Raw genomic sequence first — 15,284 nt, 5'->3', positions numbered from 1 at the left:
ACAACCGCTTTAGCCATAGCCACCCTGGCGATAGCTATCCAGCAATACGGTAAGCCGGTGGCCCTAAAGACCGACCGGGGGACCCAGTTTAAAGACCAGTTCGCCGCCTATCTAAAGCAGCAGGGTATCTATCACTTGAAGAGCATCCCTTACTACCCAAGGTGCAACGCCAAGATCGAGCGAGTGTTTCGGGACGTTGAGGATCACGTCGCCAGTCGTATTACAGGCACCACCACCCTAGTAGAGCTACTAAGCATGCTCGTGGAAGAGGCCTATCAGCATAATCATGTCCGACCCCACCAGAGCCTGGGAGGCTTAACCCCGGCTGAGGTTTATCGGGGCGAAGGACAGACCATTGCAGCTAATATCAAGGCATTAAAGCCCAAACATAAGCACAAATCCTGGCGGGAGGTTCCGGTAGCCGACTTTCTACCGGGGACAGATTGCGCCCTGAGTGTCAGGTTATTATGCGCTTAATTTCTCTACTTTCTCTTGACATAGCACAATTACCTTACGGCCGCGGTCAATACCAGGAAATAGCCATCGCCGGGGAAAATTACCTGGGTACTTTAGAGCACCATGAGGTTAGCCTTAAGCCAGGCCAAAACGACCTAGTTGCGGCCCTGGCCCGGCCGGTGGCCTCGCCGCCCCTGAGGGAGATTGTGAAGCCCGGCGAAAGGGTAGCCGTAGTCACCAGCGACATCACCCGGCCCTGTCCCAGCCACCAGATCCTGCCGCCAATCTTAAAAGAACTGGAGCTGGCCGGAGTTAAAGACCGGGATATCACCATTATCCTGGCCACCGGCAACCACCGCCGGCACACCGAAGCCGAAAAGCAAAGCCTGGTAGGAGAAGAAATCTATGTCCGCTACCTTTGCCACGATGCTGATGCTAAAGATGCAGTCTACCTGGGAGAAACCAGGCGTGGCACCCCGGTAGAGGTTTTCCGCACCGTCGTAGAAGCCGACCGGCGGATCCTGGTGGGTAACGTTGAATACCACTACTTTGCCGGTTATAGCGGCGGGGTGAAGGCCATTATGCCGGGGTGCTCTACCCCCCGCGCCATCCAGGCCGACCACCGCCTGATGGTCGAACCCGGGGCCCAGGCGGGAGAAATAGAAAACAATCCTGTCCGGCAGGACCTCGAAGAGGTATTGAACTTCCTGGCCGTCGACTTTATTGTCAACGTCGTCCTGGATGAGCATAAGAATGTCCTCGCTGCCTTCGCCGGTCACCCCATTGCGGCCCACCGCCAGGCTGCCAGGTATCTGGATGGGCTTTATAAGGTAAATATCGCTGAACCGGCAGATATAGTCATTGCCTCGGCGGGGGGTTTCCCTAAAGACATCAACCTTTACCAGGCCCAGAAAGCCATTGATAACGCCCGGCGGGCGGTCAGGCCGGGCGGGATCCTCATCCTGGTGGCCGCATGCCCGGAGGGTTTGGGGGACGATACCTTCGCCGCCTGGATCGCTGCGGCGCAAACGCCTGGCGACCTGATCAGACGCGTTCATACCAATTTTGAGCTGGGCGGCCACAAGGCGGCTGCCATTGCCATGGTTTTGCAGGATATCCGGATTTACCTGGTGTCTTCTTTACCAGTACAGGTCGCGCGGCAAATTTTCCTGGAACCCTTTAGCAATTTAACGGAAGCCTATCAAGCAGCTTTAAGGGAACTGGGATCGGAAGCTAAAGTATTGCTAATTCCCCAGGCAGGTGCGGTCTTGCCTTGCCTGGAGAGGAAATGGTTTAAGAATAGAAGTCATTAGCAAGACCTCTAAACGGGGTCTTTTCTTTTCTCACCACCTTAGCAGGAACTCTCGTTCTGGTGGCGAATAGCAAAAGATGGGTATAAAGCCACCAGGGGGTTGAACATGTTAGCCATTGTCAATTCCGTCGTTCTCGTGGGCCTGGAGGGCCAGAGTGTACGGGTAGAGGTAGATATAGATATTAGCAGCGGATTGCCCGTTTGTGAGATTGTTGGTTAAATTATATACACGAAATGTATAAGCCTATTGCCGCTAACAAACCATTATGTATAGGCAAAACCGTTTTTTCCCGTTATAATAATAATAGAATCAACTCATTGCATATTAAGCGTTGCTGGATTATCTAGAACCCAAACGCCTTTGACTTAAAGCATGATAGATCAAGAAGAGGGTGGGAGGTTATGGCTGTAGAAAAAATCTATAACGCGATTAAAAAGCTCCCTTCCGCGGAGCGGGAAAAATTACGTCATCTGCTAGATAATGAGGATTCTGGCAAGGAAAACACGAAAGCATTTGAAAGAGCGGCAGGTTCCTGGAATGACTTCGACGCTGACGGGTTCATTGAAGAAATTTACCTTCGTCGTAGTAGTTCTGTAAGGACAGGTCCACAATGGTAATGGCCAAATACCTGGTTGATACAGATTGGGCGGTTTTTTATCTCCGGGGTAAGGAACCATTCGTAACGACTTTAAAAAAGTACAGACAAAAAGGACTGGCCATAAGTATAGTTACCATCGCTGAATTGTATGAAGGGGTTTTTAGAAGCACAAAACCAGAGGAAAAAGAAAGTTCATTGCGCGATTTTTTGAAGGGCATTTCCATAATAAGTGTTTCCCAGCCTATAGCATGCCTCTTCGGGCAACGAAGAGCGGAATTGCATAAACAGGGGTTAACAATCAGCGATTTTGACTTATTAATAGGTTGTACAGCGATATTTTTCAACCTAACGTTATTGACTAATAACAAAAAGCATTATGAAAAGATACCTGGGCTAACTGAAATAATTACTCTAGAATAAAAATAACTGTACCATGGCTCCATATAAGCAGATTGACTTGGATGCTAGTAGACATAAAATTGGGTTAATAATAGTTATTTTGGCGAAAGCATTAAAAGATTATTTATAGTATCAACCCATATTTGTCCAGGTTCAAACTGGAAATAATTCTTCCAGTTAGACTGGATGGACTTCGGCAGTATATCATATCGCCAACGGTACGTGACCGAAAGGATTAGCCCGCCGGTGGGACTGAAGGGGATGTTCAACTCCGAGACCAGCATAAGCCAGCCTCTTCCGATGGGTAGCCGGATTTGAAGGATATTATAGTAGGAGATAGTTGTATCCCGATAAACTGGAAAATATATTTCAGAACATTAGAGTCATCCCTTGAACTGCCTGTAGAGAGATAGACCTCCAAACGGGGTCTTTTCTTTTTTCACCAACTTAGCAGGAACTTTATTTCTTGCAGCGAATAGCAAAAGATGGGTATAAAGCCACCGGGGGGTTAACTATGCTGGCAATCGTCAATTCCGTCGTCCTCGTAGGCCTGGAAGGCCAAAGTGTACGGGTAGAAGTCGATCTTAGCAATGGTTTGCCCGTTTGTGATATCGTTGGCTTGCCGGACCCCTCTGTCCGCGAGGCCCGGGAGCGGGTGCGGGCGGCCATAAAAAACTCGGGTTTCGAGTTCCCCCTGCGCCGTATTATTGTCAACCTGGCCCCCGGTGATATTAAAAAAGAAGGCCCCATCTACGACCTGCCCATTGCCCTGGGCATCCTGATGGCGGCGGAAGAGATTGGCAGTGGGCCGGAAGAAACAATCTACGCCGCCGGGGAGCTTTCCCTAGAGGGAAGCCTCAGGCCTATTCCTGGGGTTTTACCCATGGCCCTGGCCTTGCAGGAAATCAAGCCCGGCGCCACCTTTATTGTCCCGGCAGCCAACGCCAACGAGGCTGCCCTGGCTACGCGGCTAAAGGTACTGGCGGCCGAAAGCCTGATTCAGGTTATTGCTTACTGGCGCGGTGAGGGCACCCTGCCAGAAGTCAAAGAAACAGAAGGCCCGGGTTCATACCCGGCCACTCCAGGGGTAAACCTGGCCGATATCAAGGGCCAGGTAGCCGCCAAACGGGGACTGGAGATAGCTGCTGCCGGTGGTCATAATATCCTTTTGATTGGCAGCCCTGGTGCGGGTAAAACCATGCTCGCCCGGGCTTTACCGGCCATTTTGCCCCCGTTGACCTACGAAGAGGCCCTGACTGTGACTAAGATTTACAGCGCTGCCGGCCTACTATCACCCGGCCAGGGGTTGGTTACGGAACGCCCCTTCCGGACACCCCACCATACAGCCTCGACGGCCAGCATCATCGGCGGCGGTCGCTTCCCCAGACCCGGAGAGGTAAGCTTGGCCACCCATGGAGTTCTTTTCCTGGATGAAATGGCCGAATACCGCCGCGATGTCCTGGAGGCATTGCGCCAGCCCCTGGAAGATCGCGTCGTCACCGTCTCACGGGTGGCGGCGGCTATTACCTATCCCGCGGATTTTCTTTTGATCGGGAGCATGAATCCCTGTCCGTGCGGGTACTACGGTGACCCAGTCAAGGAATGCCTGTGTACCCAGCACCAGGTCGCCCAGTACCGCAAGAGGCTCTCCGGCCCCTTGCTGGATCGCATTGACCTGCACCTGGAAGTCCCCCGCCTGACCTATGGGGAAGTCGAGGACAGCACTAGGCCGGAGGATTCACTCACTGTAGGGGAACGGGTCCGGGCTGCCCGGGAAAGGCAGCTAGTACGGTTCAGGGGTACGGGAGTTACCTGCAATGCAGCCATGTCTGCCCGGCAGGTTTATCAGTACTGCCGTCCAGCTCCTCAGGCGCGTAGTCTTTTGCGGGAAGCATTTAACAAGCTGAGTCTTTCCATGCGGGCTCACGACCGCCTGCTGAAGGTAGCCAAGACCATCGCCGACCTGGAAGGAAGCGAGGAGATTACTGCCGCCCATCTGGCCGAAGCTATCCAGTACCGCAGCCTGGATTGGGGTGAGGCCAAGGAGGCCATGGGGTAAGGTAGAAGCCAATTCGTCGCCACCTCTGGCCAGCCCGGGGTAAGGTGAAGGGCAAGATGAAATAAAGACTTTATACTAAGGAGGATGATCCCTACATGTCTGAATTTCAAGCTATGGGTGTAATCGCCGAGTTAATGGCCATTGCCGCCCGAACGGCCCCCAAGGCGGGTGGTAAAGATTTCATCAAGCTGAAGATCCTCCAGGGGGATGCCCTGGAGCAACTGGCCCGGGCCATGACCCGTTATGGCCAAGAGAGGGGCAAGAAAAACTTTGACCGCGATGGCGATAACGTTCGCCGTTCTGATGCCGTCCTCCTGGTGGGTCTGAAAAAGGCGGCCAAGGCCGGCCTGGACTGCGGTGCCTGCGGCGCGGCCCGCTGCGCCGACCTGGAAGGCCCCCATGATGGTCCAGAGCTTGCCGGCCCCATTTGCGCCTGGCGCCTCATGGATCTGGGTATCGCCCTGGGTTCGGCCGCCAAAACGGCTGGGATTCTCAATGTCGACAACCGCATTATGTACCGGATCGGCGTGGTAGCCCGGCAAGAAGGCATGATGGAGGCCGAGGTTATTGCCGGCATTCCCATTTCCGCCACGGGCAAAAATATCTATTTTGACCGTTAATATATATAGTAGATACGTATCAATGCCCAGGGTGCATCCCTGGGCATACCTGCCTCCAGGTGATTATTACGTATAAGGGCGTACCAACTGCACCAGCAGGGATGAGCCTGAACTTTTCAATGGAGGGATGCAGCCATGTCCTTCAGTTTTTACCTGCCAACCAAGATCTTTTTCGGCGAAGGTGTTTTAAATAAACACGGCGCACTTCTTAAGGATATGGGCCGCCGGGCCCTGGTCATTACCGGGCGGCACAGCGCCGTTACCAGCGGTGCTATGGCTGATTTTACCCACCTGGCCCGGCAACTGGATATCAGCCTGGTAACCTACAACCGGGTCCCAGCCAACCCCACCCTGGCTATAGTAGCGGAAGCCGTTGCCCTGGCCCGTAGCGAAGGGGTGGAGTTCATTGTGGGTATCGGCGGTGGCTCCCCCCTGGACACGGCCAAGGCTGTTGCCCTCCTGGTGCCCAACGCAGCCCCGGCCACTGAACTATATCAAGCCAGCCTGCCGCAGCCACCCCTGCCCCTGGTGGCTATACCAACCACAGCCGGTACGGGGAGCGAGGTTACCCAGCACGCCGTCTTCACCCTGCCGGAGCAGCAGCTTAAAAAGGGTTTCAGCGACGACCGCTGTTTTCCCCGGGTAGCCCTGGTGGACCCCCGTTATACTGCCTCCCTGCCCCTGGAGGTGACCATTGACACCGCTCTCGACGCCCTGACCCATGCCATCGAAGGTTACCTATCTAAACTTTCCACGCCCCTGAGCGACACCCTGGCCCTGGCAGCTATCCGCCTCTTTGCCGCTCGACGGGAGGAGTTGGTGGACAGTAACCTAAGCCCGGAGGCCCGGGCGGATCTCCTGTATACTTCCACCCTGGGGGGCATAGTCATTGCTCAAACCAGGACGACCCTTCTCCACACCCTGGGATATCCCCTGACCTTCAGCCATGGCCTTCCCCACGGCCGGGCCAATGGCCTTTTACTGGCGGCCTACCTGGAGTTCATTCAACCGGCTGCTCCGGCCAAGGTGGCCGCTGTCCTGGCGGCATTGGGGATGGCCGCGATAAAGGAAGTGCAGGTGCTTATCCGGCAGCTCCTGCCGGCACCGGAAAAATACCCGGCCGCAGAGCTGCAACGCATGGCTGATCTGGTGGCCGGTGCCAGCAGCCTCACCTGGACCGCCCGCCCGGCGAGCCGCGAAGACCTGGTGTGGATATTGCGCCAGAGCCTGGGTTAGTATGAAGGGACCGCCGGCGGGCCAGAATACTGTCAAGGGTGGCGGAACCAGAAGAAAAAGCTTGCATACACAGCAGCGCAACAACAGGACCAGCGGTGAGGCGCGTTATTGCGCATTATGCCCTTGACGGTCCGGCAAAAAATAGCTATTCTTTTAGGAAACCGCACCCAATGATCCTGGCCAGGACAATAACATAAACAGGGGTAGGGGTGCGGCTCCCAGGTAACGGATAGGGAAAATAGTTAAAATAAGATATATAGATAAAGAACAGGGGAGAAACCATGGAGGAAAAACCGTTCTGGGTAGCCCTGCAGCAGACTCCCGGCCTGGGGGCCCGGCGGTTCCTGCAGCTGATCAAATTCTTTGGCAGTGCCCGGACAGTGTGGGAGGCACCAGAAAGGGAACTCCTGGCCCTGGAAGGCCTGAGTAGGGTGGCGGTTTCCCTAGTGAGCTGGCGCCGCCAGGTGGAACCGGACCGGCTCATGGCTTCCTTAACAACCGCTGGCATTAAGGTTTTAACCCTGGCAGAAGAGGACTACCCACTGGAACTAAAGCGCATCTACGACCCGCCCCCGGTTCTCTACTGGCGGGGGAGCCGGCTGTCCGGTGAGGGCTTGAAGATAGCCATTGTCGGTACCCGCCGGGCCACGGCCTACGGCCTCAAAGTGGCCGGGGAACTGGCGGCCGACCTGGCTGCCGCCGGTGCCGGTGTGGTCAGCGGTCTGGCCCGGGGGATTGACGCCGCCGCTCACCGGGGAGCCATCAAGGGTGGGGGGCTGACCTGGGGCATCCTGGGCTGCGGGGTCGACGTCATCTACCCGCGCGAGCACCGGGAGCTTTACCACCAGGTAATGGAGCATGGGGCCGTCATCTCCGAGTTTCCCCCGGGAACGCCGCCGGATGCCGGGCACTTCCCAGCCAGGAACCGCATCATCAGCGGGCTGGCAGCCGGGACGGTGGTGGTAGAAGCGGCGGCCAGGAGCGGCGCCCTGATTACCGCAGACCTGGCCCTGGAGCAAAACCGCGACGTTTTTGCCGTCCCCGGCCCCATTACCAGCCGTTACAGCCAGGGCACCCATGATTTAATCAAACAGGGAGCCAAACTGGTCACCGGGGTGGCAGATATTTTGGAAGAATATGAGCCCCAGTCCCTGTTGACTTTACCCCCGGGCGAGGAGCGAGCTGCTATCGCCCTGAACGCCACGGAGGAAAAGGTGCTGCATGGCTTGCAAGTAACCCCCACCCACCTCGATGCCCTGATGGCAACGACAGGTTTACCCCCGGGGGAGCTCAATACGGCCTTGCTCCAGCTCGAGCTGCGGCAATTAATCCGGCGGTTACCGGGGGGCTTTTACGTGCGTTGTTAAGGAGGGTCTATGTTGGCCAAAACCCTTGTTATCGTGGAATCTCCGGCCAAGGCAAAAACTATCGGTAAATTTCTGGGCAAGAATTACACCATCAAGCCGTCCATGGGGCATGTCCGGGACTTGCCGAAAAGCCAATTCGGCGTTGATGTGGAAAACAATTTTGAGCCCCGTTATATAACCATCCGGGGCAAAGGGGAAATCGTTAAAGAGTTGCGGGTGGCCGCCCAGAAGGCCGGGCGGGTGTTGCTGGCCCCGGACCCGGACCGCGAAGGGGAGGCCATCGCCTGGCACCTGCAGCACCTTCTCGACCTTCCCGCTGAACCCATCCGGATCGAATTCAATGAAATCACCCGTAATGCCATCCAAGAGGCCGTCAAAAAACCCCGGAAGATTGATCAAGATCGGGTCGATGCCCAGCAGGCGCGGCGGATTCTGGACCGGGTGGTCGGCTACCGCCTGAGCCCCCTCCTCTGGCGCAAGGTGCGCAAAGGTTTGAGCGCCGGCCGGGTGCAGTCAGTAGCCGTCCGTTTGATTGTCGACCGGGAACAGGAGATTGCAGCCTTCCAACCGGAGGAGTACTGGAGCCTGACGGCCTGGTTGTTGCCAGAACAGGAAAAAGGTGATGCTTTCCCGGCCAGGCTGTTAAAATATGCCGGCGCTGACTTGAATGTTAAAAGCCAGGCAGAGATGGCTTCCATCCTCCAGGCCCTGGATGGCGTCACCTATACTGTCACCGAGGTCAAGCAGCGAGAACGGCGGAAAAACCCGGCTGCTCCCTTTACCACCAGCACCCTACAGCAGGAGGCCTATCGCAAATTAAACTTCACCTCCCGGCGGACCATGCAGGTAGCCCAACAGCTCTACGAAGGGATAGACCTGGGCGGGGGCCAGGGCTCCGTTGGCCTGATCACCTATATCCGTACCGATTCCACCCGGGTGGCCAACGTGGCCCAGCTGGAAGCCCACGATTTTTTAATGGAACGCTTCGGCCCGGAGTATGTTCCGGAAAGTTTACGGCAGTTTAAAGGTCGCAAGGACATCCAGGACGCCCATGAGGCTATCCGGCCGACGTCAGTCTGGCGGGAGCCGGCGGCCCTGAAGAACTCCCTCACCCGGGACCAGTACCGCCTCTATAATCTCATTTGGGAACGCTTTGTGGCCAGCCAGATGCAAGCGGCAGTAATGGACACGGTGACGGTGGATATCACTGCCGGGCCCGGTCTCTTCCGGGCGACGGGCTCGGTAATCAAGTTTCCGGGTTTCTTAAAGGTCTACCAGGAAGGCCGGGATGGCGAGGATAAAGAGCAGGAGCAACGGCTGCCCCCCCTGGCCACCGGCCAGTCCCTGGAGTTGCAATCCCTGGAACCCAAGCAGCACTTTACCCAGCCCCCGCCCCGCTATACCGAGGCTACCCTGGTCAAGACCATGGAGGAACTGGGCATTGGCAGGCCCAGCACCTATGCGCCGACCATTGAAACCATCATCCAGCGGGGCTATGTAGCCAGGGAGCAGAAGCAGTTCATTCCTACGGAACTGGGCCGGGTGGTTATCGATTTATTAAAGCAGCACTTCCCGCAGATAATCGACGTGGAATTTACGGCCCACATGGAAGAGCAGCTGGATGCCGTCGAGGCTGGCAAAGTATCCTGGCGCCAGGTCCTGGCGGAGTTTTATGGCCCCTTTGCCGAGGTATTGAAAAAAGCCGAAGAGGAGATCGGCACTGTCGAGCTGCCGGAGGAGATCAGCGAAGAAAAGTGTGAACTTTGCGGTCGTAACCTGGTGGTCAAGATGGGCCGTTACGGCAAATTTTTGGCCTGCCCCGGTTTTCCGGAGTGCCGCTTTACCAAACCCCTGCTGGAGACCATCGGTGTCAACTGCCCTGAGTGCGGCGGGCAAATCGTCGCCCGGCGAACAAAAAAGGGCCGGCGCTTTTACGGTTGCCAGAACTACCCCCGCTGCACCTATGTCTCCTGGGATAAACCGACCAACCAAACCTGCCCCCGCTGTGGCACCCGCCTGGTAGAAAAGACTACCCGCCAGGGCAGCCGCCTGGTCTGCCCCAATAAGGAGTGCGCCTACGCCGAAGCGGTCCGGCAGGCGAAATGAACCCTATTTACGGAGGAATAAAAGGAAGTTGCCGGAAAAATTGACCATTATCGGCGGCGGCCTGGCCGGCAGCGAGGCAGCCTGGCAGGCCGCCCGGCGGGGGGTTGCCGTTGAGCTGTGGGAGATGCGGCCGGAGAAACTCACCCCCGCCCACAGCACCGGATACCTGGCCGAACTCGTCTGCTCCAACTCCCTGCGGGCTGACACCCTGGAAAACGCTGCCGGTCTGCTGAAAGCGGAGATGCGCCAGGCTGGTTCCTTGATTATGAAAGTGGCGGATACCTGCCGCGTCCCGGCGGGTAAGGCCCTGGCTGTGGACCGGGAGGAATTCGCTGCCCGGGTAACGGCGGCCGTAGAAAATCGGCCGGGGATTACCCTGGTGAGGCAGGAAATGCGGGTTATACCAGCCGACGGCGTCGTCATTATTGCCACCGGCCCGTTAACTTCGCCGGCCATGACCCGGGCCCTGCAGGAATTCGTCGGCGCCAAGTACCTTTACTTTTACGACGCGGCCGCCCCCATTGTGACGGCCGCTTCCCTGGATTACAGCCGTATTTTCCGGGCTTCCCGTTATGGCCGGGGCGATGAGGATTACCTCAACTGCCCCTTTACAAGGGAGGAGTACGAGGCTTTTTACCAAGCCCTGGTGACGGCCGAGCGGCACCCGGGGCATGAGTTCGAACCTGAAGTGGTCTTTGAGGGCTGTATGCCGGTGGAGGTCATGGCCGCCAGGGGAAAGGACACCCTGCGTTTCGGCCCCCTGCGCCCCGTCGGCTTAATTGATCCGGCAACAGGGCAGGAGCCTTATGCCGTGGTCCAGTTGCGCCAGGATAATGCTGCCGGTACCCTGTATAACCTGGTGGGTTTCCAGACCAGCCTCAGATGGGGAGAGCAAGAGCGGGTTTTTCGCCTGATACCCGGCCTCCAGGAGGCCGAATTTGTACGTTTCGGGGTCATGCACCGTAATACCTACCTTAACTCACCCCTCCTGCTGCAACCAACCCTGCAGTTAAAGGCCCGGCCCCGGATTTTCCTGGCCGGCCAGTTGACGGGGGTTGAGGGGTATATCGAATCAGCTGCCTGCGGCCTGGTAGCCGGGATCAATGCCGCCCGTTACGTCCGGGGAAAGGAACCCCTGGTCCCGTCACCACTAACGGCCCATGGAGCCCTCCTGCATTACATTACCGATCCCACCCATACCCCCTTTCAGCCTATACATATCAATTTCGGCCTGCTACCACCCCTGGAAAAACGCATCCGGAACCGGGCTGAACGCAACCGTACCCTGGCCGGGCGGGCTTTAAAAATTTGGGCCAGCAGCGGTGAATTTTCCGGCAATTAACTTGCACTTTAAAAGCGAATATGATAGCATATATGCCATCCGGGGGTGAGCTTAAGTGCCCGGAGATTCTTTTGCTGGGGCTCTGGCGGGCTTTATCACCTTTTTGCAAGGGGAGAAACAGGCTTCGCCGGCCACCATTGACGCCTATCGGGTGGATATCGAACAATTCGCCGCCTTTGTCACTGAACGGCTGGGCCGGGAAGCCGGCCCGACAGCAGTAGATATCTGGCTGGTGCGGCGTTACCTGGGCTGGCTGAACCAGCTCGGCCGCCAGCGGGCGAGCATCAACCGTAAACTGGCCGCCCTGCGTGCCTTTTATCGCTTTTTGCTCCGGACGGAGCAGATTACCAACAATCCCGTAGCCCTGCTGGCTGGACTACGGCAGGAAAAGAAACTACCCCGCTACCTTGACTCTGGGGAGATCAATAAACTTTTAAACGTACCGGCAACTACTGCCCTGGGGTTGAGGGACCGGGCCATCCTGGAAACCCTTTACGCCTCGGGTATCCGGGTGGCCGAACTGGTAGGCCTGGACCGGGAAGACCTGGACTTAGAGGCCGGGTACGCCCGGGTTCTGGGCAAAGGCCGAAGGGAAAGGATTGTACCCCTGGGCCACTATGCCATTAAAACCCTGCAGGATTACCTGCACCGGGGCCGGCCGGAACTGGCTACCCGGCGTAATCCCCCGGAAGTTGATGCCCTCTTTTTAAACCACCTGGGCGGGCGGCTGACTGTCCGGGGCGTCCGGGAACGCCTGTACCATTATGTAGCAAAAGCGGCTCTGACGGCTGGCATCTCCCCCCATGCCCTCCGCCACACCTTTGCTACCCACCTGCTGGAGGGCGGGGCCGACCTCCGGGTGGTCCAGGAACTCCTGGGGCACGTCCGGCTGGCGACAACCCAAATTTACACCCACATCAGCCAGGCCAGGTTACGGGAAGTCTACCAGAAGTATCATCCGCGGGCCACTTGTACAAATCCCGGCAGGGAGGGATAAGGGTGAATCTAGAAGGTACCACCATTATCGGCGTCCGCCACCAGGGCCGCATTGCCCTGGCCGGTGACGGCCAGGTGACCTTTGGCAATACCATCATGAAGCATAAAGCCCGCAAGGTCCGGCGCCTTTACCAGGACCGGGTCCTGGCCGGGTTCGCCGGCAGTGTCGCCGATGCCTTTGCCCTCTTCGAGAAGTTCGAGGCCAAGCTGGAAGCCTTTCATGGCAACCTGCAGCGGGCCGCCGTCGAGTTGGGGAAAGACTGGCGTACGGACCGGTTTCTAAGGCGCTTGGAAGCCCTGCTGGTGGTAGCCGATAAAGAACACCTGTTGATTATTTCCGGCAACGGCGAGATCGTCGAGCCTGATGATGGTATCGCCGCCATCGGTTCCGGCGGTCCCTATGCCCTGGCGGCAGCTCGGGCCCTGGTAGCCCATACCAACTTGGGCGCCGGGGAAATTGCCCGGGAAGCCATGAACATCGCCGCCGCCATCTGCATCTATACTAATAACAACATTGTTGTAGAAGAATTGTAGAAGAGCTTTAATCCTGGGGAGGGAAGCTGATTGGAATATACGCCCCGGCAGATTGTAGCCGAGCTGGACCGTTATATCATCGGCCAGGAAGAGGCCAAGAAATGCGTGGCTGTAGCCCTGCGCAATCGCTACCGCCGGCAAAAGTTAAGCCCGGAGCTGCGGGATGAGGTTTTGCCCAAAAATATCATCATGATTGGACCAACGGGCGTTGGTAAAACGGAGATTGCCCGCCGCCTGGCCAAAATGGTCGGCGCCCCCTTTTTAAAGGTCGAAGCTACCCGTTTCACCGAGGTCGGCTATGTGGGCCGCGATGTAGAATCAATGATCCGGGAACTGGTAGAAAATGCCGTCAGAATGGTTAAAATAGAGAAACGGGCTGAAGTTGAAGCCCGGGCCGCCAAGCTGGCAGAAAAACGCCTGCTGGACCTGGTACTCCCCAGGCAGGGTAAGGATAAGGTGTCCCACAATCCCTGGGAAGTTCTCTTCGGCGGTGCGACGACCGGTGAGGAGACATCGGGGGAAGAAGACAGCCTCAGGGAGAAAAGGGCGATTTTTAAAGAAAAGCTAAAACGCCAGGAACTGGAAGACATGATGGTTGAGGTTGAAGTAGAAGATACCGCCGGCCCTGGGGGAGTGGTCTTAGGCGGCCTGGGGCTTGAAGAACTGGGTATCAACCTCCAGGATATGCTGGGCAACATGCTGCCCCGGCGCAAGCGCAAGCGGCTGGTAACAGTAGCTGAAGCGCGACGTATCCTGACCCAGCAGGAAGCCGACAAGTTAATTGATATGGATGATGTCACGGCTGTCGCCGTCCAGCGGGTGGAACAGGAGGGCATTATCTTCCTGGATGAGATTGATAAAATAGCCGGCCGGGAGAGCAGCCACGGCCCGGACGTTTCCCGGGAGGGGGTCCAGCGGGATATCCTGCCTATTGTCGAAGGCACGACGGTTCAGACCAAATACGGCCCGGTGAAAACCGATCACATTCTCTTTATCGCCGCCGGGGCCTTTCATGTGGCTAAACCCGCCGATCTGATCCCGGAACTCCAGGGACGCTTTCCCCTGCGGGTAGAGCTCCAGAGCCTGGACCGGGAAGACTTCCAGCGGATTTTAACAGAACCCAAAAATTCCCTACTAAAACAATATAAGGCATTAATGGCAGTTGATGGTATAGAATTACAATTTTCAGCCGATGCTATTGCGGAAATTGCCGATATTGCTTATACTGTAAATACTCAAGGCGAAGACATCGGCGCTCGGCGCCTGCACACTATCCTGGAAAAAATACTGCAGGATCTCCTTTTTAACGCCCCGGATGTGCAGGAGCGCCAGGTGGTTATCGATCGCACCTATGTCCGCAGGCAATTAGGTGACATCATGCAGCGTTCCGATGTGCAAGCATATATACTTTAAAGAAAGGAAGATGTTAAGCTATGGAAAATCTCCTTGAGCGGTCAAGAAAAATCAACCGCCTCCTCCAGCGGGCGGCCGGTAACCCGGTGGACTTTCAAGAAATGGCCAGTGTCATGCGCGATGTGCTGGGGGCCAACACCTATATCGTCGGCCGCCATGCCCGCGTCCTGGGCTACGCCTTTATTGAAGGTTTCACCTGTGACATTATGGAAGAGATTGTCTTCCAGTCCGAGAGGTTCCCGGAAGAGTACAATGAACAGTTGTTGCGTATTGACGAAACCCAGGCTAACTTCTGCCAGGTAGGTAATGGCTGTGTCTTTGATATGGACAAAAAATGCGTCTTTAACAACAAGCTGACGACCGTCGTGCCCATCATCGGTGGCGGCCAGCGCCTGGGGACCCTGATCCTCTCCAAATTCAATGTTCGTTTTGATGACGAGGACCTGGTCCTGGCTGAATACGGGGCTACGGTAGTTGGTATGGAAATCCTGCGGGCTAAAGCTGATAAAATCGAAGATGAGGCGCGGAAACGGGCTGCCGTCCATGTGGCCCTGGCTACCCTGTCCTATTCCGAACTGGAGGCTGTGGAACACATCTTTGCCGAACTGGATGGCGATGAAGGCATCCTGGTGGCCAGTAAGATTGCCGATCGGGCGGGCATCACCCGTTCGGTCATTGTCAACGCCCTGCGTAAATTTGAGAGCGCCGGGGTTATTGAATCCAAGTCCCTGGGTATGAAGGGCACCTATATCCGTGTCCTCAATGATCACCTGCTGGAAGAGCTGGAAAAACTGCGCCGCTAAGTGCTACAGGCGCGGCCTGCGGGTAGGGTTCTTACCGTTCTT

General features: G+C 56.6%; 14 protein-coding genes. All 14 read left to right on the top strand.

The window, feature by feature from the left end:
• Positions 1-477 (top strand): integrase core domain-containing protein (locus SDD30_RS03400; RefSeq protein WP_434073528.1); only part of this gene is annotated, 477 nt, incomplete at its 5' end.
• Positions 468-1,769: a nickel-dependent malate racemase, LarAH6 family gene (gene larAH6 / locus SDD30_RS03395; protein WP_434073527.1), complete on the top strand. Its 1,302-nt coding sequence runs from the start codon at positions 468-470 to the stop codon at positions 1,767-1,769. The genes SDD30_RS03400 and larAH6, both read left to right, overlap by 10 nt.
• A gap of 401 nt (positions 1,770-2,170) precedes the next feature.
• Positions 2,171-2,386, top strand: a complete 216-nt coding sequence (locus SDD30_RS03390) for a hypothetical protein (protein ID WP_434073526.1) — start codon at positions 2,171-2,173, stop codon at positions 2,384-2,386.
• Entirely contained in the window at positions 2,386-2,787 is a 402-nt protein-coding gene (locus SDD30_RS03385; RefSeq protein ID WP_434073525.1) for a type II toxin-antitoxin system VapC family toxin, read from the top strand. Before SDD30_RS03390 ends, SDD30_RS03385 begins: the two co-directional genes overlap by 1 nt.
• Before the next feature lie 493 nt (positions 2,788-3,280).
• Positions 3,281-4,825, top strand: coding sequence for a YifB family Mg chelatase-like AAA ATPase (locus SDD30_RS03380; protein ID WP_434073524.1), 1,545 nt, complete (start codon positions 3,281-3,283; stop codon positions 4,823-4,825).
• Between the two features lie 95 nt (positions 4,826-4,920).
• Positions 4,921-5,445 carry a ferredoxin domain-containing protein gene (locus SDD30_RS03375; RefSeq protein ID WP_434073523.1) on the top strand — a complete coding sequence of 175 codons (525 nt, stop codon included), beginning with the start codon at positions 4,921-4,923 and terminating at the stop codon, positions 5,443-5,445.
• 135 nt (positions 5,446-5,580) lie between these two features.
• Entirely contained in the window at positions 5,581-6,681 is a 1,101-nt protein-coding gene (locus SDD30_RS03370) for an iron-containing alcohol dehydrogenase family protein (RefSeq protein ID WP_434073522.1), read from the top strand.
• Positions 6,682-6,962: 281 nt separating this feature from the next.
• Entirely contained in the window at positions 6,963-8,048 is a 1,086-nt protein-coding gene (gene dprA, locus SDD30_RS03365; protein ID WP_434073521.1) for a DNA-processing protein DprA, read from the top strand.
• Positions 8,049-8,057: 9 nt separating this feature from the next.
• On the top strand, positions 8,058-10,154 hold the full coding sequence (gene topA / locus SDD30_RS03360) for a type I DNA topoisomerase (RefSeq protein WP_434073520.1): 2,097 nt from the start codon (positions 8,058-8,060) through the stop codon (positions 10,152-10,154).
• Between the two features lie 28 nt (positions 10,155-10,182).
• Positions 10,183-11,496: a methylenetetrahydrofolate--tRNA-(uracil(54)-C(5))-methyltransferase (FADH(2)-oxidizing) TrmFO gene (gene trmFO, locus SDD30_RS03355; RefSeq protein ID WP_434073519.1), complete on the top strand. Its 1,314-nt coding sequence runs from the start codon at positions 10,183-10,185 to the stop codon at positions 11,494-11,496.
• 55 nt (positions 11,497-11,551) lie between these two features.
• Complete coding sequence (gene xerC, locus SDD30_RS03350; protein WP_434073518.1) at positions 11,552-12,493, top strand: tyrosine recombinase XerC; 942 nt, start codon at positions 11,552-11,554, stop codon at positions 12,491-12,493.
• Between the two features lie 2 nt (positions 12,494-12,495).
• Entirely contained in the window at positions 12,496-13,026 is a 531-nt protein-coding gene (gene hslV / locus SDD30_RS03345) for an ATP-dependent protease subunit HslV (RefSeq protein WP_434073517.1), read from the top strand.
• 30 nt (positions 13,027-13,056) lie between these two features.
• Positions 13,057-14,439 (top strand): ATP-dependent protease ATPase subunit HslU, encoded by a 1,383-nt coding sequence (hslU, locus tag SDD30_RS03340; protein ID WP_434073516.1) that lies wholly within the window; start codon positions 13,057-13,059, stop codon positions 14,437-14,439.
• 20 nt (positions 14,440-14,459) lie between these two features.
• Complete coding sequence (gene codY / locus SDD30_RS03335; protein ID WP_434073515.1) at positions 14,460-15,242, top strand: GTP-sensing pleiotropic transcriptional regulator CodY; 783 nt, start codon at positions 14,460-14,462, stop codon at positions 15,240-15,242.
• Positions 15,243-15,284: the final 42 nt, after the last annotated feature.

The organism is Moorella naiadis (nom. illeg.) (assembly GCF_051020825.1).
Lineage (GTDB): Bacteria > Bacillota > DSM-521 > Neomoorellales > Neomoorellaceae > Neomoorella > Neomoorella naiadis.
The sequence above is the reverse complement of the archived record's forward strand: the minus strand, read 5'-3'. Positions and strand labels throughout refer to the sequence as shown.

What these genes read in the sequence shown, in the direction of transcription:
- larAH6 (WP_434073527.1), top strand. Translation starts at nt 468, where the DNA reads ATGCGCTTAATTTCTCTACTTTCTCTTGACATAGCACAATTACCTTAC.
- SDD30_RS03390 (WP_434073526.1), top strand. Translation starts at nt 2,171, where the DNA reads ATGGCTGTAGAAAAAATCTATAACGCGATTAAAAAGCTCCCTTCCGCG.
- SDD30_RS03385 (WP_434073525.1), top strand. Translation starts at nt 2,386, where the DNA reads ATGGCCAAATACCTGGTTGATACAGATTGGGCGGTTTTTTATCTCCGG.
- SDD30_RS03380 (WP_434073524.1), top strand. Translation starts at nt 3,281, where the DNA reads ATGCTGGCAATCGTCAATTCCGTCGTCCTCGTAGGCCTGGAAGGCCAA.
- SDD30_RS03375 (WP_434073523.1), top strand. Translation starts at nt 4,921, where the DNA reads ATGTCTGAATTTCAAGCTATGGGTGTAATCGCCGAGTTAATGGCCATT.
- SDD30_RS03370 (WP_434073522.1), top strand. Translation starts at nt 5,581, where the DNA reads ATGTCCTTCAGTTTTTACCTGCCAACCAAGATCTTTTTCGGCGAAGGT.
- dprA (WP_434073521.1), top strand. Translation starts at nt 6,963, where the DNA reads ATGGAGGAAAAACCGTTCTGGGTAGCCCTGCAGCAGACTCCCGGCCTG.
- topA (WP_434073520.1), top strand. Translation starts at nt 8,058, where the DNA reads ATGTTGGCCAAAACCCTTGTTATCGTGGAATCTCCGGCCAAGGCAAAA.
- codY (WP_434073515.1), top strand. Translation starts at nt 14,460, where the DNA reads ATGGAAAATCTCCTTGAGCGGTCAAGAAAAATCAACCGCCTCCTCCAG.